The following is a 22507-nucleotide window of genomic DNA, read 5'->3' on the forward strand; positions in this document are numbered from 1 at the left end:
CACCGGCGCGGACCCCTCCGCGCCGGCCGGCGGCGGCAGCGGTGCGCGCCGACGGCAGCGGGACCGGTGTGCTCCGCCGGGGTACAGCCGACGGAGCACACCTCCACCCGGGAACCACCGAAACGCACCGCGCCGATCCGATCGAGAGGAAGCCTCGATGGAACAGAACGGCACGATCCGGCCAGGTCCTCTGGTGCCGGCCAGAATAATGGGTCGCCCCCGACGGTCCGCCGCGTGGGGCGGCGCGGCCGCCCTGCTCGGCTGCCTGCTGGCGGTGGCACCGCTGCCCGGCACGGCCCCGGCCGCCCACGCGGCCGGAGCCCTCACCGTCACCTCGCCCGACCTGGTCTTCGTCAAGGGACAGGCGAAGATCACCCTGGCCTCCGACGAGGCCTCGGTGGCCTGGAAGGCCGTCGACGACCAGGGCCTGACCGTCGCGTCGGGCACCGCACCGGTCTCGGGCGGCACGGCCACCGTCGACGTCACCGCGCTCGGCAGCGGCTACTACACGCTCACGGCCACCGCCGGCGCCACCACCCGCACCGCCAACTTCGGTGTGCTGACCGCGCTGACCGGCAAGGAACAGCAGGACACCCGCTTCGGCACCGGCATCCACTACGGGTGGAACGACGGCGACGACCAGAAGCTGCTGCGCTCGGTCAAGCTGATGGGCATGCACGGGGTCCGCTCCGACATCAACTGGGGCGCCATCGAGAAGACCCCCGGCGCGTACTCCTGGAGCAGCTACTCCACCGACCAGCAGATCCCGTACGCCAAGACGCAGGGGCTGACCGCCCTGCCCATCTCCGGCTACCGGAACCCCAACTACGACAGCAACCGGACACCGGCCTCCGACGCGGCGCTGGACGCGTACGGAAAATTCACGGCCGCCACCGTGGAGAAGTACCAGCAGTCCACCAAGGAAATCGAGATCTACAACGAGTACAACTCGACCGGCTTCAACAACGGCACCTGCGGCATCACCGCCGACTGCTACCTCAAGCTGCTCCAGGCCAGCTACGGCAAGGTGCACGCCAAGGTCCCGGACGCCACCGTCGTCGGCGGCGGCCTGGCCGGTCTCCAGACGGACTGGCTGAAGCGGCTCTACGCGATCGGCGGCCTGAAGTACCTGGACGCGCTCAGCGTCCACCAGTACGGCTACCCGAGCCCGCCCGAGACCGCGCTGGCGACGCTGCCGCAGGTACGCGCCGACCTGGACGCGGCGGGCGGCAAGGCCGTCCCGCTCTGGATCACCGAGAACGGCTACCCGACCCACAGCGACGGCGTCACCCCCGCCGAGCAGGCCACGTACGTACCGCGTGCCCAGATCTTCTCGTTCGCCTCGGGAGTGAGCCGCTACTACTGGTACGACCTCACCAACGACGGCACCGACGCCACCAACAAGGAACACAACTTCGGCGCCTTCAAGCGCCCCACCGCGGAGGTCAAGGCCTGGCAGCCCAAGCCGTCCGTGGTGACCGAGGGCGTACTGATCCGGCAGCTCGCGGGCCGCGCCTACGCCGGCCGCGACGACGCCGGTTCCGCCGACGTCCGCTCGTACCGCTTCGGCACCGGGAGCAACACCGTGCGGGCGCTCTATACCACCGCCGCGGCTCCGGGTACGGCCGAGCTGTCGGCCACCGGTCCGGTCACCGTCACCGACCAGATGGGACACGAGAAGACGTATCTCCCGGTCGGTGGCAAGGTCCAGCTCGGCATCGACGGCAAGGTGCTGTACGTCAAGGGCGCGGTGAGCGCGGTCAAGGCCGTGAGCGGCCCCGCCTTCTCCCTCCGGCTGCCGCAGCACTCCAACACCGAGGAGACCGTCGACGCGGTGCTCCAGGTGGACGGCACCCAGGGCCGGACGCCGCTGCCGCTGCGCTACGACTTCAAGATCGCCGGGGAGAAGTACCGGGTGACCGCACGGCCCGGCAAGGTCGTCCGGCAGACCGTCCAACTGCCCACCTCCGCCCTCACCGGCTCGCGCACGGTCAGCGGCACCGTCGGGCTCGGGCCGCTGAACCTCGCCCGCCTCACCTCCGACACCGAGGTGCTGCCGCCGACCCAGGTCACCTTCGATCCGGTGGTGAAGAAGGCGGCCCCGTTCGCCGCCGCGCTGAAGGTCACCGTCACCAACAACCGCGTACGCGGCCCGCTCGAACTCACCAAGCTGGACTGGCAGGTGAACGAGGGCACCACCTATCTGGACCGGGGCACCATCGACGGCCCGATCGAGGTCGGCCCCGGAACCAGCGCCTCGTACACCGTGGACGCCCGCAACATCAAGCAGTGGAAGCGCTACTGGACGGCCGCCTACGTCAACACCCCCGACGGAGCCAGGACCGCCGTCGGCGTCTGGAACGGCTGGGGCGCCGTCCAGCCGGCCGGCACCGACACCACCACCCCCATCGACGTCATCGGTGACGGCTCGGTGAAGTACACGGGCGGCTACAACGGCGCGGCCGACCTCTCCGGCACCGTCCGGCCCCAGTACGACGACGCCGGACTCGTGCTCAAGGGCACGATCACCGACAACGTGCTGGCGCAGCCCGCCACCACCGCCGAGAACATGTGGCAGGGCGACAGCATCCAGTTCGCCGTCACCCCGCAGGCGCCGGGCCGCAGCAAGCAGTACGTCGAGTTCGGCGCCTCGCTCGTGGGCGGCAAGCCGCAGGTCTACACCTGGCGGGCACCGTCCGGCCAGTCCGCCGGTCCGACCCCCGGAGCCACCGCGCGGATCACCCGTGACGGCACCACCACCCACTACACCGTGACGGTGCCGTGGGCCTCGCTCGGCCTGACCGGCAAGCCCGCCCGGTCCATCGGACTCGGCTTCGTCGTCAACGACAGCGACAACGACGGCCGGGCGCGCGGCTGGTCGGAGTGGGGCGGCTCCATCGCCAACAACTCCAAGAGCGCCGCCGGCCTGCGGGCCGTCCAGCTGACCGACTGACCACCCCCATGACGGGCGGGGCCGGGTGCACCTGACAGCACCCGGCCCCGCCGCTCCATGCCGTACCCCCGCACGGCACACTGTTCGCCATCCCGACGTGAGGAGACCAGCCCGATGGCTCTGTTCGACATGCCGCTGCCCGAACTCCGCGCCTACCGGCCGCAGATCGACGAGCCGGACGACTTCGACGCGTTCTGGGCGAAGACCCTCGCGGAGACCCGCGCCCACGACCCCGCGGTCTCCTTCGAACCCGTCGAGACCGGACTGACCGGCATGCGCACCTGGGACGTCACGTTCGCGGGCTTCGGCGGCCACCCGGTCAAGGGCTGGTTCAGCGCCCCCGCGGACGCCGAGGGCCCGCTCCCGCTCGTCGTACAGTTCCACGGCTACAACGGCGGACGCAGCCTGCCGCACTGCTGGGGCATGTGGCCGCTGGCCGGTTTCGCCCACTTCATCATGGACGTACGCGGCCAGGGCAGCGGCGGCAACGTCGGCGACACCCCCGACCCGGTCGGCTCGGGCCCCTCCCTCGCGGGCTTCATGACCCGGGGCATCGAGGACCCGGAGAACTACTTCTACCGCCGGGTCCACGCCGACGCGGTACGCGCCGTGGAAGCCGCCCGCTCCCATCCGCTCGCCGACCCGGCCCGCACCGTCGCGCTCGGCGGCAGCCAGGGCGGCGGCATCACCCTCGCGGTCGGCGCGCTCGTGCCCGACCTGGCCGCCATCGCCGTCGACGTCCCGTTCCTCTGCCACTTCGGACGCGCCGTCACCCTCACCGACGCCAACCCGTACGCGGAGATAGCCGGCTACCTCAAGATGCACCGCGGCAAGGAGGAGACCGCGCTGCGCACCCTCTCCTACTTCGACGGGGTGTCCTTCGCCGCCCGGGGCAGCGCCCCCGCGCTCTTCTCCGTCGCCCTGATGGACCAGGTCTGCCCGCCGTCCACGGTCTTCGCCGCCCACAACGCGTACCCGGGGGAGAAGGAGATCGAGGTCTACCCCTTCAACGGGCACGAGGGCGGCGCCATGTTCCAGGAGGCCGCCCAGCTCCGATGGGTGCCGAAGGCCCTGAACAAGCAGGTCTGAGCCCTGCCGCGCACCGGCCGGCGTGGTGTGGATCACGGACAGAGTGTGCACGGCACGTATATCGTCCACCGGGGCACGTCAAGGCCCGTGACGCAGGCGAGGACAAGGGCGGACAGTGCGGCAGAAAGCCTATGCGCAGGCGATGCGTGTCATCGCCTGCGCGCTGATGGTGTGGCAGGTCTGGATGATGTGGTACATCTCCAGTCACGAGGCGGCCGGTGTGAAGTGGTCCTGCGACCTGGCCGGGGGCTGCGCCAGCGACCAGCTCGCCTCCATGTCACCGATGCTCGGCATCGCCTTCGCGGTCGGCCTCGGGCTGCTGTCCGCCCGGTACCTGCACCGGGCCGCGCCGGGCGCGATGATCGCACTCTCCGCCGTCGCGGCCGCGGCCGGCTGGTACGACGCGCTGGCGGAGGGGCAGGTCGAGCGGTCCACCGTCACCAGCTTCCACATCTTCCTTCCGCTGGCCGACTTCTCCGTCTCCCAATGGCTCACCTTCCTGTGGTCCGCCGCGGGCGTGGGCTGCCTCGCGGCCTGGTGGGGCGCGGCGGTGAGCCTGCGGCGCACCGCGGGACTGCGCAGGCTGTCCCGCCGCAGCAGCACGGCCTACGCGGTGCTGGAGGGCTGGCGACCGGTCGGCCGCAAGTACGGCGAGGTCACCGTGGTGTTCGACGACGAGGCCGGGGTGCGGCACGAGGTCCCGACCGTCGTGGAACGCGTCGCCCTCAAGCGGGACGTCCTCGCCGTGTACGACCCCGACCGCCCCGACGACCCCGCTCGTACCCGGGTCGCGGTTCCCCACCGAAAGCTGCTGCGCATCTCATGAACGCATCGATATCGTCCCTGCGCAGGCTCTTCAACGTGGTGAGGCTGATGGCCGCGCTCCTCATCGGACTCGCCTTGGCCGCGCTGGTCCAGGGGGCCGTCGAAGGCCCCCGCTGGCTGCTGATCACCGGCATTCCCGCGACGGCTCTGGTCCTGACGGTCCTCGGCGACGTGGCCGAGCCGATGCGGACGAGCACGGTGATGACGGGCCTGCGCTCCGGCGGGCCCCGGGCCTTCGCACCCGCCGTGGTCAACGGGGTGCGGACCGTCGACAGGAAGGCCGGCCGGCCGGTCCTCGACGGACGGTCGGTGAACTCCGTCTTCGCCTTCGACCTGACCGTGATGCCCGAAGACCGCCCCGCGTACCGGATCCAGGTCTGTCACCCGCTCGACGTGCAAGGGCTGACGCACCGCTCCAGGGCCGTCGTCGAGTACGACCCCGAGCAGCCCTGGCGGGTCGTCGTCCCCGACGATCCGCCGCGCGCGTGGCTGGCCCGTGCGGCCGGCGCCCCGGCACCGACCGTGGTCAAGGACCGGGCCGCCGGGCTCCCGGCCGGATTCTGGACCCTGGTGACGGGCGTGGTCTGCGCGGCCGTGCTGCTGACGCTGATGCGACTGCTCGGCTGACCCGCACCGGGGTCAGCCGTTGCGCGGATACTTCTTGAGCACCTTGCCGTGGATGTCGGCCCGCAGATACGCGCCGCCGTACTCGTCGGAGACGTAGACGCTGAGCGTCGGCCGGTACCCGTCGAACGGGGAGGCCGGGTCGATGTCCACGTAGTGGGTGGTGGGCTCGGCGACACCGAGTTCCTTGTCCGCCCGGCGGATCAGCCCCGGCAGGGCGTCCCAGTCGATCTTCTCCAGGTCCACGGACCTGGCGTCCGGCCGGAGGGTGCCGCCGGCGCGATCGCGGGCGGCCTTGCCTTCCCGGTAGGTGTAGACGTCGTACAGGCCCTTGTTCTTCGCGACCGGGGCCTCGACGCTCGCGTGCACGTCGTACAGCGTGAACGACGTGACCTCGGTGCCGCCCATCACCGGCTTGAGCGCCGCGACGACGGAGCGCGCGCCGGCGGGCGTCAGCAGGTTCTTCGTCGGCGCCCCGGCCTCCTGCGCGCCGTCCTTCTTCCCGGCATCGGGGGTGGCGGCACCGCCCCGGGCGGACGGGGCGCTGCCGGAGACCTTCGTGTCCGGGCCGGACGCCCCGGTGTCCCCGTCGGGCACCAGCGACCACACCAGGGCGCCGGTCAGCGCGGTACCGGCCAGCGTGGTGGTGACCGCGACGACACGGCCGCGCCGGACCCGGCGGCCGATCTCCCGGCTCCCCAGGGTCGCGGGCGCCGGACGCGGCGGAGCCGCGGCGGAGGGGCGGCCGGGCCCCCGCACGCTTCCGGCGGCACCCCCGACGGGGGCGGAGGGCAGGACGGTGGTCGGGTCCGCCGGGCCGAAGCCGGGCGGCACCGCGTCCTGCCGGGTGGGCGGGTCCTGGCGGGGCGGGACGGAGTCCCGGGGGCCCGCGGTGTCCCGGGGGCCCCCGGCACCCGCCTCGCCCACCGCCGCCAGCATCCGGTCCAGCTCCTCGGGACCGGGCCGCGCGGCCGTGTCCCGGGTCAGCAGCGCGTCCAGCACCGGAGCCAGCGGACCGGCCTGCCGGGCAGGCGGGATCTCCTCGTCCAGCACGGCCGCCAGCGTCGCCAGTGTGGTGGCCTTGCGCAGCGGATGGCGGCCCTCCACGGCGACGTACAGCATCATGCCGAGCGACCACAGGTCCGACGAGGGGTCGCCCTCCTCGCCCCGGATGCGCTCGGGCGCCATGTAGTCGGGGGAGCCGATGATGGAACCGGTCGCCGTCAGACTGGTGGACTCACGGATCGCCGCGATGCCGAAGTCGGTGAGCACCGGGCTCCCGTCGGCCCGCAGCAGTACGTTGGCGGGCTTGACGTCACGGTGCAGGATGCCCGCCGCGTGGGCGGCGCGCAGCGCGGACAGCACCCCCCGGCCCAGCCCGGCGGCCTCGGCCGGGGCGAGCGTGCCCTCCGCCAGCCGCTCCGCCAGGGAGGCGCCGGGCACCAGCTCCATCACGATCCACGGATACGTCCCGTCGCCGCCGTCCACGATGTGGTGGACCGTGACCACGCCCGGGTGGTCGAGCCGGGCCAGCGCACGGGCCTCGCGCAGCACCCGTTCGCGCAGCAGCCTGGCCGACTCCGGGTCGTTCTCCGCGAGCGCCGGGTCCGGGGGCCGTACTTCCTTGAGCGCCACATCACGGTGCAGGGCCAGGTCGTGGGCCCGCCACACCATGCCCATACCGCCGCTGCCGAGCCTGTTCACCAGCTCGAAACGGTTGTCGATCACACGGCGCACAGGCCCCCCAGCGTTCATGGCAGAAGAGTACGGGGCGGGTCCGCGGCGGTGCGCACCCGCCCCACGGGCCCCGGAGCCCGCCGGACGCCCTCCGACCGGACGGCCACGCCCCGGCCCGCGCGGCTTCCCGCGCCGTCACCGGCACCGCGCGGGGAGACACCCGCACCGGATGGCGTGCGCCCTGTCGTCCGAGGCCGCCCGGCCCGCTCTCAGCGGCCGTCCGGCGTGAGCCTGAGCGTCAGGATCTGGAAGGGCCGCAGCCGCAGCCGTACCGCGTCGCCGTCCACCTCGGCCGGCTCGTCGGCGAGCGGGCGCTCCAGCAGATCGGTCACGCTCGCCCCGGCCAGCGCGAAGCCCGCCGTCAGCCGGGCCGAGACCCGCCCGCCGTGCGCCTCGTGGAGCCGGACCACCACGTCACCGCTGCCGTCGTCGGCGAGCTTCACGGCCGTCACGACCACCGCGTCCTCGTCGACCGAGACCAGCGGGGCGACCTCGGCGCTGCCCGCCACCCGGCGTTCGGGAAGACCGAGGCGCCAGCCCTCGCGGACCGCGTCACCGATCGTCGCCCCCGGCAGCAGCGCGTACCGCAGCCGGTGCACCCCCTGGTCGGTCGCCGGGTCGGGATAGCGGGGCGCCCGCAGCAGCGACAGCCGCACCGTCGTCGTGGTCGAGCCGTCCTCGCGGACCGTACGGGTCACATCGTGCCCGTACGTCGAGTCGTTGATCAGCGCCGCACCCCAGCCCGGCTCGCCCACGTGCAGGAAGCGGTGGGCACAGATCTCGAACTTGGCCGCCTCCCAGCTGGTGTTGGTGTGCGTCGGCCGTTGGACGTGCCCGAACTGGGTCTCCGCCGTGGAGTGGTCGGCGCGCACATCGATCGGGAACGACGCCTTGAGGAACTTCTCCTGCTCGTGCCAGTCCACCTCGGTGTCGATGTCCAGCCGCCGGGCCCCGGGCCGCAGCGACAGCAGCTGGGTGACGCGGGACGCGCCGAAGGTACGCACCACCTCGACGCCGTCACCACTGCGGCGCACCACGTCCGCCCCGGTCAGATCCGTCACCGTGTTGCGGTAGAAGGAGTCGACGTCCCACGCGTCCCAGCGGTTGGGCAGATCCGGGTGGACCTGGAGCAGATTCGCCACGCAGCCGGGCGCGACCGTCTCGCGCCCCGCCACCAGGTCCACGACCGAGACCACCAGCCCCCGCGCGTCCACGGTCACCCGCAGCAGCCCGTTGTCCAGCAGGAAGCCGGAGCCGGTCTCCTCGACCTCCACCGCGGGCTCCACGTCCCGCGGGGCGGGCGCCGCGCCGCCCGCCGCGATGCCGGCCCGGCCGTGCGGAGCGGAGTTGAACACCACCGCCGAGCCCTCCACCGGCGCACCGGCCAGGGCCCGCTGCGCCGCGCCGATCACCGCTTCGAGCTCACCGGCGATCCGGGCGTACGTCGCCTCGGCCTCGCGGTGCACCCAGGCGATCGACGAACCCGGCAGGATGTCGTGGAACTGGTGCAGCAGCACGCTCTTCCAGATCCGGTCCAACTCCTCGTACGGATAGGGGAAACCGGTCCGGACGGCCGCGGTGGCCGCCCACAGCTCGGCCTCCCGCAGCAGATGTTCGCTGCGCCGGTTGCCCTGCTTGGTGCGCGCCTGCGAGGTGTACGTGCCGCGGTGCAGCTCCAGATACAGCTCGCCCAGCCACACCGGCGGCCGCTCGTACTCCGCCTCGGCGGCGGCGAAGAAGTCCGCGGGCCGCTCGATCGCCACCCGGGGCGAGCCCTCCAGATCCGCGAGCCGCTCGGCCCGCGCCAGCATCTCCCGGGTGGGGCCGCCACCGCCGTCGCCCCAGCCGAACGGCACGAGCGAGCGCGTGGCGTGCCCCTTGTCCCGGAAGTTCTCCTCGGCGTGCGCCAGCTCCTCGCCGGACAGTTCGGCCACATAGGTGTCCACCGGAGGGAAGTGGGTGAACACCCGGGTGCCGTCCAGCCCCTCCCACAGGAAGGAGTGGTGCGGGAACGGGTTCGTCGTGTTCCACGAGATCTTCTGGGTGAGGAACCAGCGGGAACCCGAGAGCTTCACCAGCTGCGGCAGCGCCGCCGAGTAACCGAACGAGTCGGGCAGCCACACCTCCTCGGTCTCGATCCCGAACTCCTCCAGGAAGAACCGCTTGCCGTACACGAACTGCCGGGCCAGCGCCTCCGACCCCGGCATGTTGGTGTCCGACTCCACCCACATCCCGCCGACCGGAACGAACCGGCCGGCGGCCGCCTTCTCCTTCACCCGCGCGTACAGCGCGGGCTGGTGCTCCCGCAGCCAGTCCAGCTGCTGTGCCTGCGACATCGCGAAGACGAACTCCGGCCGGTCGTCCATCAGCGCCAGCACGTTGGAGGTGGTGCGGGCCACCTTGCGCACGGTCTCCCGCAGCGGCCACAGCCACGCCGAGTCGATGTGCGCGTGACCCACCGCCGACAGCCGGTGGGCGGAGGCGTGGGCGGGGGAGGAGAGGACGGCGCGCAGCCGTTCCCGGGCGGCGGGCGCGCTCGCGCCCACGGCATCCAGGTCGAGCGCGTCCAGGCAGCGTTCCACCGCGCGCAGGATCTCCCAGCGGCGCGCCGAACCGAGGGGCAGCTGCCGCATCAGCTGGTCGAGCACCTCCAGGTCCTGGACCAGCTCCCACACCTGCCGGTCGAAGACCGCGAGGTCCATCCGCTCGACCCGGTACAGCGGCTCGCCGCCCGCGGTCTCCCGGTCGCCCAGCGCACTGACGCCGTCCAGGATCTCCGGATTGGCGGCCGCCTCCAGCACGCAGGCGAACTCCTCGCCGCCCGCCACCGGTTCACCGACCCGCAGCCAGGTGTTGCGCGGGTTGAGCGCCTTGATCACGCTGCCGTCCGGCCGGTGGGCCAGCGCCTCGGCGGAGAAGCCCGGCCGGTCCTTGGCGAAGCCCAGGTCGATCACGGCTTCGACGGTCTCACCCGCCCACTCCGCCGGGACGCGGCCGGTCACCCGGAACCAGCTGGTGCCCCAGGCCGGCCCCCAGTCGTCGCCGACGGCGCCGGGCCCGAACGGGGCGGCCATCGCCTCGGCGAAGGGCACGGGTTCGCCGGGGGCGTGCCACACCTCGAACTCCAGCGGCGCCGTGCGGGGGTGGACGGCGGGGCGGATGCGCTCGCGCAGGGCGCGGTCGAGCCGTTCCTCGGTCAGTGTGCGGTCGTCATGCATGGGTGAAGGGCCCCTCTGGATGAAATGTGTGCGACGCGGTAGTGGTTCACGGGAGCTCGTCGAAGCCCACGCAGGGCAGTGCCATCCCGTCGGCCGCGGCCAGGAGCTTCTCCAGCCGGGCCGGGGTCACATGGTTGGCCTCGTGGGCGTCGGCGACACAGTGGGCGTAGAGCGTGGTCACGCCGCCGTGCTCGGCGGTCCGGCGCAGCGCCGCCTCGACGCCGCCCAGATCGTCCCCGTACGCGAGGCTCCCGCGTCCGGAGTCCACCGAACAGCCGAGCAGGACCCGCCGGTCGGCCAGGGCGTCGGCGGGCACGTGCAGTTCGGCCGCGAGGGCCGGATCGGCGCGACGGTCCACGGGCACGCCGCCGCGCAGCCGCTCGAAGAGCGTCAGGAGCAGCCGGTCGGTGTCCTCGTCCCGGGCGCTGCACGGGTAGGCGAAGGCGCGGGAGGGGAAGCCGAGGCGGCGCAGCCCGTCGAGGGCGGGCACCACCTCCCGGTCGAGATAGGCGCCCGCGCCGTGCGCGGCGACGAACGCGGGCGCCCGTTCGTGCCGCAGGCCGTGGCAGCCGATGGTGTGGCCGTCGTCCGCGAGCCGGCGCAGCAGCCGCACCTCGTCCCGGTCGAGGCGGTCCGGCTCGCAGACGAAGAAGGTGACTCGCGCCCCGTACGACGCGAACAGCGGGGCTGCGGCGGCCCAGGCGCGTACGTGCCGGTCGTCGAAGGTGAGCAGCAGGGCGCGGTCGGCGGTGCGGTGCGGACGGTCGGTCATCGCCCGGCCTCCGGCGGCGCCCAGCCGGGTACGGAGCCGTGCAGCGCGGTGTAGAAGGGGTCGCCGGGGACGATCTCGCCGGCCAGGACCGTCCGGCCGGTGAGCGCCGCCTTGTACATCGCGGTGATCAGCTCCAGGGAGCGACGGCCGTCCCCGGCGCTCGCCCTGGGCCGCCGCCCGGCCCGCAGGTCGGCCAGGAGGGAGCGGAGCTGCGCGGAGTGCGAGCTCGGGACGGACTCGGCCGGGGAGTTCCAGCCGTCCGCCCGGCCGGGGCCGGCACCGGGCGCCGGGGTGTACGTCCAGTCGCCGTTCCCGTACCCGTAGAGATGGTTCAGTTCGATCGTGGCGTCCCGCAGATCGATCCGCAGATGGCTCAGCTGGCGCGGTGAGAGGGCGCTGTTGACCACGGTGGCCAGCGCGCCCGAGGCGAAGCGCACGGTGGCGGTGGTGACGTCGTCGGTCTCCACGTCGCGGGCCAGCCGCCCGGCCATGGCCCGGATCTCCGCCCAGTCGCCGAGCAGTTCGAGCAGCAGGTCGATCTGGTGGATGCCGAGTCCCAGCGCGGGGCCCGCGCCCTCGGTGGCCCATGTCCCGCGCCAGGGAACGGCGTAGTAGGCGTCGTCGCGGTACCAGGTGGTCTGGCAGTGGGCGACCAGCGGCGGCCCCAGCTCCCCGGAGGCGATGAGCGCCTTGGCGTGCTCGGCGCCCGAGCCGAACCGGTGCTGGAAGACGATCGGGGCGTACGGGCCGTGCTCCCCCTCGGCGGCGGTCATCGCGTCGTACTCCGCGAGACTGAGCGCGGGCGGCTTCTCGCACCACACCCAGGCCCCCGCCCTCAGGGCCGCGACGACCTGCTCCCGGTGGGCGACGGGCGGCGAGGCGATGACGACGAGGTCGGGGCGGAGCTCGCCCAGCGAGGCGGCGAGATCGGTGGAGTGGTGGGGGAGCGCGAAGTCGGCGGCGAAGGAACGGGCGACCGCGGGATCCGCGTCGACGGCGCCGATCACCGCGAAGTCCGAGGGGAGTTCGAGGAACGCGGGCATGTGGACGGCACGGGCGATGTTGCCCGCGCCGACGAGCAGTACACGATAGGGAGTCACAGTCACAGGGAGCCATTCGGGCCGAGGGCGTGTGCCGCCGCGATGGGTAAGCGTTTTCCAGCAGGTCGGAAAGGCGCCCTTCCCGGGGGAAGGGCGGGTGGAGCGAGGGTCAGAGAGTGGCGTAGAGGGCCCCGGCGCTGTTGACCGGGCCGGTGCGGAGCCGGTCCGGCCAGTCGAGGGCGAGACCGAGGGAGGTGCTCAACCGGTCCTGGAAGGAGGCGAGCCGCCGCTCGCCCGCGCGGACCGCGCGGGGCGGCAGCCGGTGTTCCAGGCAGTAGGAGACCAGCGCGCCGACGGCCTCGCCGATGCTCCACTGGCCCGCGTGCCCCCCGAGCGCGGGTGCGCTGAGATGGGTGGCGCCGATGTTGCGTCCGGCCGGGAGCAGGTTCTCCACCCGGACCGGCAGCAGCGCACCGAGCGGCAGCTGGAACGGCAGGCACTCCAGGTCCAGCCCCGCGCCGCCACCGGTCCCGGGGCGCAGGGTGATCCGCGAGCGCAGGGTTCCCACGCTGTCCGCGAAGGTCTCCGCGCCCGGCGCCCCGGCCCGTGCCGCGGCGGTCAGATGGTGTTCCAGTACGGTGAACTCGGCACGGACGCGCCGGGACTCGCGGATGTGCGGGGCCTTGGCGAAACCGTCGTCCGTGCCCGTGACATCGGGCCGGAGCCGCAGCTCGGGGTAGCCCCGACCGCCGTCGTGCCGGGGCGCGTCCGTCTGCATCCAGTACAGGAACGACAGGGCCTGCTCGCGCGCCTCCCGCTCGGCCCGTGCCCGCACGCCGTCCTGGGCCCCGGCGAGCGGGAGCCCCGCGTAGGCGGTCTGCTCCCAGTCGACCAGGGTGATGTCGCTGTCGAACGTACCCGGCAGGTACCGGCTCCGGGCCAGCGCCCGCAGCTGGTGCCAGCGGTCGTTGGGCGGCGCGGCCCAGGGCGGGACGTCGTCCGGCTCGTGCAGGAACAGCGGGACGGAGCGGGCCGGGCCGCCGCCGGGCTCGGCGGTCTCCCAGGAGAAGCCGCCGGACCACCGGGCGTACCCGTCCGGCCGGTCGATGGTGTGGTCCTCGCCGGGACGGTGGTCCAGGGCGAAGACCCAGGAGACCGGCTGCTGGTCCAGCGGGTCGGCCGCGGCGGGCGCGTGCGGTTCGCCGGTCTCCTCGCGGGACTCGGCCCCGCTGACGTGCTCGACGCCCGCGAGGGCGAGCAGCTCGCCCAGGTCCGTCGCGTCGACGACGTAGCGGGCGCCGACCGTCAGCGGTTCGCGGTCCTGCGCCGCCAGGGTGACCGAGGCCACCCGGTCCCCGTCCGCCTGGGCCGCGACCGGGCGGTGGCCGAGCAGCAGGGTGATCCTGCCGGAGGCGAGGTGCGGGGCGAGGAGCTCCTGCACGACCGCGAGCGCGGCGCGCGGCTCGTGGCTGAGGTGGCCGGTGGTGCTGAGTCCCGGATCGAGCAGCGGATCGGCGAACGGCTCGGGGCACAAAGGGTAGTTGCGCCGGTAGAAGTCGCGTATCCGTTCGCGCAGGTCGCGGTAGCCGGGGGAGACGGGGTCCAGCTCGATGCGGTGGCCGTCGGCGAGCGGCACCGCCTGCGCGGTGAACAGTCCACCGGGCCAGTCGGTCGCCTCGGTGAGCACGACGCGGTGTCCGAAGCGGGCGGCGGTCAGCGCGGCGGCGAGACCGCCGAGACCGGCACCGACCACCAGGACGTCGGTCCCGAGTTCGCGGGTACGGGGGGTGGGGGCGGCGAACACAGGAGTCTCCTCCCTCAGGGCCGGCGGGCGGCGACGGTACGGAGCCGGACCGGTACGGACTCGCTCGTCCTGATCCGGACGGGAAGGACGATCTGCTCGGCACCGCGGTACGGGTCCTCGCCCGCCGCGCGCTCCGCGATCCGGGTGACCAGCTGCTCGACCGCGCGTCCGCCGATCTCCCTGGCGGGCAGCCGGGCGGCGAAGCTGGTCAGCGGCAGCAGGTCGTAGGGGCCGGCGTCGTCCATTCCGGCCAGCACGATCTCGTCGGGCACGGCGACGCCGAGCGCGGCCAGGTCGGCGGCGGCGGTGGCGACCGCGAAACCATGGGCGCACAGCAGAGCGGTCGGCGGCTCGGGCGAGCCGAGCAGACCGGTCAGCAGCCGCTTGCGCTCGTCCTCCGGCAACGCCGTGTACGAGCGCAGAGCGGTCAACTGGGGGAGCAGCGGCTGGTCGTGGGCGCGCAGCGCCTGCTTGTGCCCGGTCATCCGGTCGTGGACGCTGGTGCACCGCGTCTCGCCCCAGAGGGTCGCGATCCGCTCGTGGCCGTCGGCGAGCAGATGCTCGGTGAGCCGGTAGCCGACGTCGTAGTTGTCGGCGGTGACCGCGTCGATGGCGTGGTCCGGGAAGTACCGGTCGACCAGGACCATCGGGATGCGCAGACGCCTGATCTCGTCGAGCAGGTCGGCGCCCGGCGCCTCCTCGACGGGGTACAGGATGATGCCGTCGACCCGGTCCTCGACCGCCTGGCGCAGCGCCTGGTCCTGGCGGGCCAGCGAGGCGCCCTGGTCGGCGTGCCCGGTCTCGGACATGTGGACCGCGGAGTCCGAGAAGAACAGCCGCATCCCGCGGTCCGAACAGCCGGACTCGATCCCGCGCAGCACCTCCGACTGATACGGCCCCTGGCCGCTGATGACGCAGGCGATCACACCGGACCGGGGCGCGGCGGCGGCCTCCGCCGCCCGGCCGTCGGGGTCGGCGACGAACGTGCCCCGACCGCGCCGACGCACCAACAGACCTTCCGCGACCAGATCGTTGAGCGCCCGGACGGCGGTCGTCGAGCTGACGCCGAAGCGCTCGCGCAGCTGGTTCTGCGTGATGAACGGGGCACCGGCCTCGAACTCGTCGCGCGCCACCTCGGCCCGCAACTCGTCCTTGATGCGCTGGTACTTGGGCCCGGACGTACCCATCCAGCCACCACCCTCTCGACTTTGACGCGTCAATCGACGCCGATCTCAGTGTGGTGGTGGTTAACGCATTATTTCAAGGGGGTTGCAGCGGAAGGATCGGTAACTTAGTGCGTCAAGGCCGGGGTTGTGTTGCCTTGATGCGTCATGCCGGTGCTCCGGAGCACCTCGCGGGGCCGCCCGCCGCTCAGCCGGCCGTACGGGGCGGCGGCGCCGTACTGGCCCGCACCACCAGACGCGAGGGCACGGCGAGGGTGCGTGGCGAAGGCGTCGCGTCGCCGAGGGTCAGCAGCAGCGCCCGGCGGCCGATCTCCTCCAGCGGCAGCCGTACGGTGGTCAGCGCGGGGGTGACGTCGCAGGCCACCGGCAGATCGTCGAAGCCGACGACGGAGACGTCGGCGGGCACGCTCCTGCCGAGGTCGTCACGGAGCGCCGCGAGCGCGCCCAGCGCCATGGCGTCGTTGAGCGCGAACAGCGCGGTGATCCCCGGCGACCTGCGAAACAGCCGCACCGCCGCGGCCCGGCCGCCGTCCCGGGTGAAGTCGGCCTCGACGCGGTGGTGTTCCTGTACGACCACGCCCAGTTCGGCGGCGCGCTCCAGGAAGCCGTTCAGCCGGTCCTGCACGGAGACCAGCGCCAGCGGGCCGCAGATGACACCGATCTCGGTGTGGCCCAGCCCGGCGAGGTGCTCGGCGACGGCCCGGCCGCCCTCGCGGTTGCCCGGCACGATGGTGTCCACCGGAAGGTCCCGGTGCGCGACCGCGGTCACCCGGCCGCCCTGTGCGGCGAAGGCCTCCAGCTCCTGGGCGAGCGCGGGGCTCCTGTCGGTGAAGCCCGATCCGGCCAGGACCACGGCGCGGGCCCGCTGCGCCCGCAGCCGGGCGACGTACTCCGCCTGGAGCGCCGGCTCGTGGAAGGTCCCGGCCAGCATCACCAGGAGCTTGTGGTCGCGGGCGACCTCCATGACACCGGCCGCGATGGCGGAGTAGTAGGCGTCGTTCACATCGTGCACGACCAGGCCGACGATGGAGGTGGTGGACTGCACGAGCGCGCGGGCCGGTGCGTTGGACACGTAGCGGAGCCGGGCGGCCGCCTCCAGGACGCGCTCCTGGAGCTCCTGGGTGACGTTGCGGTCGCTGTCGCTGAGGACGCGCGACGCCGTGGCGAGAGAGACCCCGGCGTCCTGCGCGACCTGCTGGAGCGTCACGGCGGACGACGGGCGGGGGCGGGCGGAACGTCGATTGACCTGGCTCTGCATGGGGCTACGATAGCTGTACTGAAAGCGTTTTCCCATCGTGTGAGCCAGAGGAAACCCACCACCGGGACCGTCCTGCCGCCCACCGGGTCAGCCCGTGTGCCACCGGCCCGGTCCGGCCGACGGCATCGCGGTCGCACAGTGGTAGACAGCGTCGTCCCGGAAGGCGTACCGCCGCTCCGTCTCCGGATCGAGCCGGACGCCGAGCCCCGGGACCCGCGGAGCGAGCAGACAGCCGTCCTCCAGACGGAACGGCTCGACCAGCAGTTCCGACCGCAGCGGATACCGGGGCATCGGCCATTCGGCCAGCCGCCCGCCTCCGGCGAAGGCGGCGTGGTAGTTGGCCGCCTGGCACACGGCGCTGCCCCAGCAGTGCACGACCGCTTCCACGCCGTGCTCCGCCGCGCCCGCGAAGACCGCCAGCGTCTGGCGCAGCCCGCCGACGACCGTGGCGTCCGGCTGCACCAGGTCGTAACACCCCGAGGCCATGCGGTCCAGCAGCTCCCGTGCGGTGGTGACCGTCTCGCCGCCCGCCACCGGACAGCCCGCCGCCCTCCGCAGGCCGGGGTAAGCGGCGGTCCGGGCGGGCCCGAGCGGCTCCTCCAGAAAGCGCACCGGCCACCGGGTGCCGGTCCTGACCGCGTCCAGGAACGCCAGTGCGTCCGTCACCGACTGGCCGGGGTCCTCAAGGTTCTGCGCCATGTCGACGGCGATGCCGATGCCGTGCGCGGCCGCGTGCTCCAGCGTCCACACCGCCTTGTCCGCTTCATGGCCCCGCGCCCTGATCTTGAAGGTGTCGATGCCGAGGGCCGCCACGGCGGCGATCTCGGCGCTCATCGCCGAGGGGGTGGCCGAGTCGCCCCCGCTGGCGTAGAGCCGGATCCTGTCCGTGCGACGGCCGCCCAGCAACTCGTACGCGGGTACGCCCGCCCGCTTTCCGAGGGCGTCGACCAGGGCCGCCTCCACGGCGGAGACGACATGGCGGGCCGCCCCCTGAAGACTCCAGTAGCCCGTCACGAGCACCATGTCCCGGTACCGCCCCGCCAGGTCCCCGGCCGGTCGGCCGACCAGACAGGGGGCGATCAGCTCGACGGTCGAGACGAAGACCCGGGGCGCGAAGACGGCGAGATAGCCCTCGCCGAGCCCGGTCGTGCCGTCGTCCAGGGTGACCTCCACCAGGCCGGTCGTGCGCCACCCCGTCGGCAGCGCGAGGCGCACCTCCAGATTCTCCGGATCCGCGTAGGGGGCGCTGAGCAGCACCGGACGGATCGCCGCGATGCGCGCCCCGTCGCCGGTCCGTGCGCCGATGTGGTCGGGAGCGGGTTCGGACATGATGGTGTGTCCTCAGAATCCTCTGGACCACTGCACGGGGTTGCGCAGCGGTGAACCGGCTTGGAAACGGTGCCAGTTGTCGGTGAACAGGTCGACGACCCGGGTGGACTCGTCCGTCGATCCACCCGCGGTGTGCTGGGTGAGGACGACCCCGGGGCAGCTCCACAGGGGGTGCCCGGCGGGCAGCGGCTCCCGCGCGGTGACATCCAGCACCGCTCCGCCGAGACGCCCGGAGGCCAGCTCGCGGACCAGGGCCTCCTCGTCCACCAGTGATCCCCGTCCGGCGTTCACCAGGACGGCCCCCGGCCGCATCAGGGCCAGCCGTCGCGCATCGAGCAGTCCGCTCGTTTCGGGTGTGCCGGGCAACAGCCCCACCACCACGTCGAAGCAGGGCAGTCGCTCGTCGAGCTCGGCCGGGGTGCGGAGGTCGCCGGAGCCGCGTGCGAAGTACGAGACGGAGCAGCCGAACGGGCCGAGCAGCTCGGCGAACCGCCGGGCGATGGACCCCCGGCCCAGCACGAGGACCCGGGCCCCGGTCAGCAGCCGCAGCCGGGGCCGCACGGCGGACTTCGCCCATCGGCCCTCGGCGCGCAGCCCGGAGAGCCGGTCGATGCCGCGATGGAGCGCGAGAATGCCCGCCAGGCACGACTGCGCGACGGGATCGGCGAAGACATCACCCAGGTTGGTGACCGTGAGGCGGCGGCCGAGGGCGGCCCAGTCGAGACCGAGATAGCCGTCGATCCCGACCGAGGCGAGTTGCAGCCACCTCAGCCGGGGTGCGGTCGCCACCCAGGCCGCCCTGGGATTGCCGAGCGCCGTGCCGGCGGCGGCGAAGGCACGGGCGTCCGCCTCCGACGCGGTCCCCGGCTCGGCGAACCACACGGGCCCGGGGCCGAGTTCGCGCAGGCGGACGCGGTCGGCCTCGACGAGCGGCAGTTCCACGTACAGACCGGGGCCGCCGGTGTCCCGGTCCACCCCGTTCACCACGGGTGCCGCGCGAGGTGCTCGGCGATCCTGTCCCGGTCCCACTCCCCGTCCGCCACCGTGATCCGGTAGCGGCGGGCCAGGGTGGCGCCCGGGGCCAGCTCCAGCTCCTCGTGGAACGCGAAGGAGGGGGCGACGGCGGCGAAGGGCTCGGCGCGGACGAACCAGTGGGCCGGGTGGCCGCCGCCCGCTCCCGTGTGATCGTTCTCCGGGGCGTGCTGGAAGATCAGTGTGGCGTGGCCGTCGGTGCCGTCGTGTTCGCCGCCGTAGGCCAGCCAGGGTGCCTGCGTCCCCATCAGCTCCGGGCCCTCCCCGTCCGGGCCGATGATCCGGCCGCCGCGGAAGGCGCGCGGCCCGCGCCAGAAGAGGCCGGTGTAGCCGGCCGCCTCCCGGCCGTGGGTGGTCGGGCTGCCGAATCGCAGTGGTTCGGTGTGCCGGTTGGTGATCGCGCTGGACCAGGTCAGGGTCCAGCTGCCACCGGGGTCCGCGGCGGCGGCGCCGGAGCCGGCGTGCTCGACATCGTGCAGCTCGATCCGGCGCAGCTCGTCCGCCCAGTGCGTGCCGTCGTGGGGGCGCCAGCTCAGCCGCTCCGCGATGACCGCGCGCCCGGCGTCCGCCGTGACCTCGTCGAATCCCAGGTGCGCCATCGATCCGACCCGCTCGGGCAGCGGCACGTAGTCCTGGCCGTGCACATAGGTGTTGCCGCCCCACAGGTTCTGCCCGGAGAGGTGGGAGGCCGTCATCTGGAGGCCCTTGTGCCAGCGGTGATCGTTGGGGCGGTAGTTGGTGACAACGTTGTCGGTCAAGGTGCGCATGGGGTGGATATAGGGCTTGGGGGCCTCCCAGGCCGCTTCCGGACGGTAGACGTAGCTGATCAGATCGATGCCGCCGTGCTCTTCGGTGACCGTGATCCGGTCACCGTGGGCGTGGCTGAGGCGCAGTGGGCTGCTCATGTCCCGAGATCTCCTGGGTGCGGCTGGAAAGCGCTTACCGCAACCTAGGGCCTGCGTCGCTGGAACGTCAACAGGGCTGAGGACATCGACGGCCCCGGAGGAATGCCGGCTCCCGAAGGACATGAAGAACGCCGGTCCCGGCGGAGCGGCGGCGGTTCCCGAGGGACGCCGACAGCTCCTCAGGGGCATCGACCGCCCCTGAGGAGCACCGGGGACGACACGGCGGCCGACGGCTTGCCGCCCACTCATGGAAGAGCGACAAGACGTCGGCCGCCGGCCTGCGCGGGTGCTACTTGGGCGGCCGTATGCTTCCGCCGCCCATGCCGCCCATGCCGCCCTGCTGGTCGCACTGCTCCTGGAGCTTGCGGGCCTTCTCCTGGAGCCGCCGGCGCTGCTCAGGGTCGGTGGTGCGCTCGGCGGCCTCGGTCATGTGCCGGGCCTTCTCGCGCTGCTGCTGCGCACGGTCACCGGATTCACGTGCAACGCTCATCATCGCTCCTTGTGCGGTTGGGAAGAGCGGGCTCCCTCAGAGAACCAGCGCCGCCATGCCGCCGCATCTCGAATCGTCACTCAGCGTCACGGTCTGCAGGGAGCCGACGCGACGCTGGCATGATCGGGGCATGAACGAGAGCATCATCGCCGCGTGTGACGGGGCGTCCAAGGGCAACCCGGGACCTGCGGCCTGGGCATGGGTCGTGGCCGACGCGCAGGGGAGCCCCGAGCGCTGGGAGGCGGGACCGCTGGGCACCGCCACCAACAACGTCGCCGAACTCACCGCGCTGCGCGAGCTGTTGGACGCGACGGACCCCGCCGTGCCGATCGAGGTGCGGATGGACTCGCAGTACGCGATGAACGCGGTGACGAAGTGGCTGCCGGGGTGGAAGCGCAACGGCTGGAAGACCTCGGCCGGCAAGCCGGTGGCCAATCGTGAGCTCGTGTCCGGCATCGACGCCCGGCTGACCGGCCGGACCGTGCGCTTCACCTATGTTCCCGCCCACCAGGTCGACGGAGACCCGCTCAACGCCCTCGCCGACCAGGCCGCCGGCGAGGCCGCGGTGTCGCAGACCCCGGCCGGGACGGCACACGGCGCCACCCGGCTGCCGACACCCGATCCCGCCCGCGCCAGGGAGGGCGGCAGCGGCGGCGCGGCGTCGAAGAAGGCCCGTTCCACGTCCCGCCCCGCCCGCTCAGGCAGCACCATCCGGGCCAGGTTCGCCGGTCGCTGCCACTGCGGGAAGCCCTACGCGGCACAGGACATGATCGCCAAGAACCCCCACGGCTGGGGCCATCCGGAGTGCCGTACCGCATCCGCCTGAGCCGTCGCGCCGGCCGGAGCGGGCAAGCGGCCGCGCGACACCGGGGCGGCATGCCATGATGCGGCTTCGACGGCGTCCTCGCCCCGGTGGGCCGACGCCGTCGGCGACGACGGCACGCTGGGGGGCGGATGGGAAGCACGGGCACGGTCCTGCGGGAGCTGCGCGGCGCGCAGAAGCCGGCCAAGGGGGTGTCGCTGTATTCGCGGTACGTGAACCGTCCGGCCGGCCGGGTCCTCGCCGCGGCCGCGTACCGGCTCGGGATGACGCCCAACCAGGTCACCTCGGTCAGTGCGGCATTCACCTTCGCCGCCATCGCCTCGGTGGCGCTCGTCCGGCCGTCGTCCTGGCTCGCGGTCGCGGTGTACGCCGGTCTCGTCATCGGCTTCGCCCTCGACTCGGCCGACGGGCAACTGGCCCGGCTGACCGGCCGGGGCGGCCCGGACGGCGAGTGGCTGGACCACGTCGTGGACTGCGCCAAGATGATCCTCGTGCACACGGCGGTGCTGATCTCGTTCCACCGGTTCGGCCGGCTGCCCGGCGAGGGGTGGCTGCTCCTGCCGCTGGGCTTCCTCTTCACGGCGGTGCTGACCTTCTGCGCGGGCCTGCTGCGCGAGCAGCTGGGCAGGGCGGCCGCCCGCCCCGGTGCGGACTCCGGCACGGCCCCGGTCCCGCGGCTGCGGGCAGTCGCGCTGCTGCCCGCCGACTACGGAGTGTTCTGCGTGGTGTTCCTGCTCCTGGGCGCCCCCACCGCGTTCCGCTTCGGCTACGCGGCGCTCGCCACCGTGCACGCGCTGTTCCTGGTGGCGTTCCTCACCAAGTGGTTCAGGGAGCTCAGAGCGCTCCGGACTGCGGGGTGACCAGCACGTCCAGTGCCCGGCGCAGCTGGGTGCTGGACGTGTGCACGGTGTACGGGAAGTAGACGACCTCCACGCCGACCTCGGCGAAGTCGCGTTCCAGCCGTCTTCCCCGCTCCGTGTCCCGCCAGTCGTCCCCCTTGAAGAGCACGTCGAACCTCACCTGCTGCCAGGTCTCGACCTTGTCGGGCACCGTCTCGACGAACGCCGCGTCCACGTAGCGCACACTGCGCACGATCTCCAGGCGCTCCGTCAGCGGTATCACCGGCCGGTGCCCCTTGGCGAGCGCGGCCATCTCGTCCGAGACGACCCCGGCGACGAGGTAGTCGCACTGACTGCGGGCATGCCGCAGGATGTTGAGGTGCCCCACATGGAACAGGTCGTAGACCCCCGGCGCGTAGCCGACCCTGTGTACCATCCGTTCTCTCCCCCCACGGTGAACGTGATGCCGCGCTCCCCGGCGGCCGTCCGGACGTGCCCTCCGGTGCGTGGGGATTTCGGCATCGGTGTCGATGGTCCAACGACCTTACTGTGAAGACCACTTGCGCATCTCGTGAACGGATAAGC

General features: G+C 73.0%; 18 protein-coding genes. 6 read left to right on the plus strand and 12 right to left on the minus strand.

What is annotated here, in order from left to right; all coding sequences use genetic code 11:
• The first annotated feature begins 157 nt into the window (after positions 1-157).
• From ACFVFH_RS13735 to ACFVFH_RS13750, 4 genes are all read left to right on the plus strand, one after another.
• A complete protein-coding gene (locus ACFVFH_RS13735; RefSeq protein WP_383767046.1) occupies positions 158-2953 on the plus strand; it encodes a sugar-binding protein in 2796 nt (931 codons plus the stop codon).
• Between the two features lie 114 nt (positions 2954-3067).
• The gene (locus ACFVFH_RS13740) at positions 3068-4042 is read left to right on the plus strand and encodes an acetylxylan esterase (RefSeq protein WP_383767049.1); all 975 of its coding nucleotides are present in this window, start codon (positions 3068-3070) and stop codon (positions 4040-4042) included.
• Between the two features lie 142 nt (positions 4043-4184).
• A complete protein-coding gene (locus tag ACFVFH_RS13745; protein ID WP_383767052.1) occupies positions 4185-4868 on the plus strand; it encodes a hypothetical protein in 684 nt (227 codons plus the stop codon).
• A complete protein-coding gene (locus tag ACFVFH_RS13750; protein WP_383767055.1) occupies positions 4865-5494 on the plus strand; it encodes a hypothetical protein in 630 nt (209 codons plus the stop codon). Before ACFVFH_RS13745 ends, ACFVFH_RS13750 begins: the two co-directional genes overlap by 4 nt.
• A 12-nt stretch (positions 5495-5506) precedes the next feature.
• Here ACFVFH_RS13750 and ACFVFH_RS13755 read toward each other — a convergent pair whose 3' ends face one another.
• The 11 genes from ACFVFH_RS13755 to ACFVFH_RS13805 form a co-directional block, all read right to left on the minus strand.
• Positions 5507-7246 (minus strand): protein kinase, encoded by a 1740-nt coding sequence (locus ACFVFH_RS13755; protein WP_383767057.1) that lies wholly within the window; start codon positions 7244-7246, stop codon positions 5507-5509.
• A 191-nt stretch (positions 7247-7437) separates the two neighbouring features.
• Entirely contained in the window at positions 7438-10446 is a 3009-nt protein-coding gene (locus ACFVFH_RS13760; protein WP_383767059.1) for an alpha-mannosidase, read from the minus strand.
• A gap of 46 nt (positions 10447-10492) precedes the next feature.
• Positions 10493-11218 (minus strand): polysaccharide deacetylase family protein, encoded by a 726-nt coding sequence (locus ACFVFH_RS13765; RefSeq protein ID WP_383767062.1) that lies wholly within the window; start codon positions 11216-11218, stop codon positions 10493-10495.
• On the minus strand, positions 11215-12318 hold the full coding sequence (locus ACFVFH_RS13770; RefSeq protein ID WP_383767065.1) for a Gfo/Idh/MocA family protein: 1104 nt from the start codon (positions 12316-12318) through the stop codon (positions 11215-11217). The genes ACFVFH_RS13765 and ACFVFH_RS13770 overlap by 4 nt, the downstream gene beginning before the upstream one ends.
• Positions 12319-12427: 109 nt before the next feature.
• Complete coding sequence (locus ACFVFH_RS13775; RefSeq protein ID WP_383767067.1) at positions 12428-14062, minus strand: FAD-dependent oxidoreductase; 1635 nt, start codon at positions 14060-14062, stop codon at positions 12428-12430.
• A gap of 14 nt (positions 14063-14076) precedes the next feature.
• A complete protein-coding gene (locus tag ACFVFH_RS13780; RefSeq protein WP_383767070.1) occupies positions 14077-15249 on the minus strand; it encodes a substrate-binding domain-containing protein in 1173 nt (390 codons plus the stop codon).
• 184 nt (positions 15250-15433) lie between these two features.
• A complete protein-coding gene (locus tag ACFVFH_RS13785) occupies positions 15434-16504 on the minus strand; it encodes a LacI family DNA-binding transcriptional regulator (protein WP_383767073.1) in 1071 nt (356 codons plus the stop codon).
• An 87-nt stretch (positions 16505-16591) separates the two neighbouring features.
• Complete coding sequence (locus tag ACFVFH_RS13790; protein ID WP_383767076.1) at positions 16592-17833, minus strand: mandelate racemase/muconate lactonizing enzyme family protein; 1242 nt, start codon at positions 17831-17833, stop codon at positions 16592-16594.
• A gap of 12 nt (positions 17834-17845) precedes the next feature.
• Positions 17846-18808: a D-2-hydroxyacid dehydrogenase gene (locus tag ACFVFH_RS13795; RefSeq protein WP_383767079.1), complete on the minus strand. Its 963-nt coding sequence runs from the start codon at positions 18806-18808 to the stop codon at positions 17846-17848.
• A gap of 5 nt (positions 18809-18813) precedes the next feature.
• Entirely contained in the window at positions 18814-19770 is a 957-nt protein-coding gene (locus tag ACFVFH_RS13800; RefSeq protein ID WP_383767082.1) for a PmoA family protein, read from the minus strand.
• 289 nt (positions 19771-20059) lie between these two features.
• Positions 20060-20260, minus strand: coding sequence for a DUF6381 family protein (locus tag ACFVFH_RS13805; protein WP_383767084.1), 201 nt, complete (start codon positions 20258-20260; stop codon positions 20060-20062).
• 130 nt (positions 20261-20390) lie between these two features.
• Here ACFVFH_RS13805 and ACFVFH_RS13810 point away from each other — a divergent pair, with 130 nt between their 5' ends.
• Positions 20391-21086: a ribonuclease H gene (locus ACFVFH_RS13810; protein ID WP_383767087.1), complete on the plus strand. Its 696-nt coding sequence runs from the start codon at positions 20391-20393 to the stop codon at positions 21084-21086.
• Between the two features lie 128 nt (positions 21087-21214).
• Positions 21215-21943: a CDP-alcohol phosphatidyltransferase family protein gene (locus ACFVFH_RS13815; protein WP_383767090.1), complete on the plus strand. Its 729-nt coding sequence runs from the start codon at positions 21215-21217 to the stop codon at positions 21941-21943.
• On the opposite strand, the gene ACFVFH_RS13820 is transcribed toward ACFVFH_RS13815, so the two are convergent.
• Complete coding sequence (locus ACFVFH_RS13820; protein WP_383767093.1) at positions 21918-22358, minus strand: adenylyltransferase/cytidyltransferase family protein; 441 nt, start codon at positions 22356-22358, stop codon at positions 21918-21920. The genes ACFVFH_RS13815 and ACFVFH_RS13820 overlap by 26 nt on opposite strands.
• Between the last annotated feature and the right edge of the window lie 149 nt (positions 22359-22507).

Source organism: Streptomyces sp. NPDC057697 (assembly GCF_042799335.1).
Classification (GTDB): Bacteria; Actinomycetota; Actinomycetes; order Streptomycetales; family Streptomycetaceae; genus Streptomyces.

Bases quoted from the DNA above. Each gene is read 5' to 3' on its own strand.
- ACFVFH_RS13765 (WP_383767062.1), bottom strand. From the start codon at position 11,218: ATGACCGACCGTCCGCACCGCACCGCCGACCGCGCCCTGCTGCTCACC.
- ACFVFH_RS13755 (WP_383767057.1), bottom strand. From the start codon at position 7,246: ATGAACGCTGGGGGGCCTGTGCGCCGTGTGATCGACAACCGTTTCGAG.
- ACFVFH_RS13790 (WP_383767076.1), bottom strand. From the start codon at position 17,833: ATGTCCGAACCCGCTCCCGACCACATCGGCGCACGGACCGGCGACGGG.
- ACFVFH_RS13745 (WP_383767052.1), top strand. From the start codon at position 4,185: ATGCGTGTCATCGCCTGCGCGCTGATGGTGTGGCAGGTCTGGATGATG.
- ACFVFH_RS13740 (WP_383767049.1), top strand. From the start codon at position 3,068: ATGGCTCTGTTCGACATGCCGCTGCCCGAACTCCGCGCCTACCGGCCG.
- ACFVFH_RS13800 (WP_383767082.1), bottom strand. From the start codon at position 19,770: ATGAGCAGCCCACTGCGCCTCAGCCACGCCCACGGTGACCGGATCACG.
- ACFVFH_RS13810 (WP_383767087.1), top strand. From the start codon at position 20,391: ATGAACGAGAGCATCATCGCCGCGTGTGACGGGGCGTCCAAGGGCAAC.
- ACFVFH_RS13750 (WP_383767055.1), top strand. From the start codon at position 4,865: ATGAACGCATCGATATCGTCCCTGCGCAGGCTCTTCAACGTGGTGAGG.
- ACFVFH_RS13805 (WP_383767084.1), bottom strand. From the start codon at position 20,260: ATGAGCGTTGCACGTGAATCCGGTGACCGTGCGCAGCAGCAGCGCGAG.
- ACFVFH_RS13735 (WP_383767046.1), top strand. From the start codon at position 158: ATGGAACAGAACGGCACGATCCGGCCAGGTCCTCTGGTGCCGGCCAGA.
- ACFVFH_RS13820 (WP_383767093.1), bottom strand. From the start codon at position 22,358: ATGGTACACAGGGTCGGCTACGCGCCGGGGGTCTACGACCTGTTCCAT.
- ACFVFH_RS13780 (WP_383767070.1), bottom strand. From the start codon at position 15,249: ATGGGTACGTCCGGGCCCAAGTACCAGCGCATCAAGGACGAGTTGCGG.
- ACFVFH_RS13815 (WP_383767090.1), top strand. From the start codon at position 21,215: ATGGGAAGCACGGGCACGGTCCTGCGGGAGCTGCGCGGCGCGCAGAAG.
- ACFVFH_RS13785 (WP_383767073.1), bottom strand. From the start codon at position 16,504: ATGCAGAGCCAGGTCAATCGACGTTCCGCCCGCCCCCGCCCGTCGTCC.
- ACFVFH_RS13760 (WP_383767059.1), bottom strand. From the start codon at position 10,446: ATGCATGACGACCGCACACTGACCGAGGAACGGCTCGACCGCGCCCTG.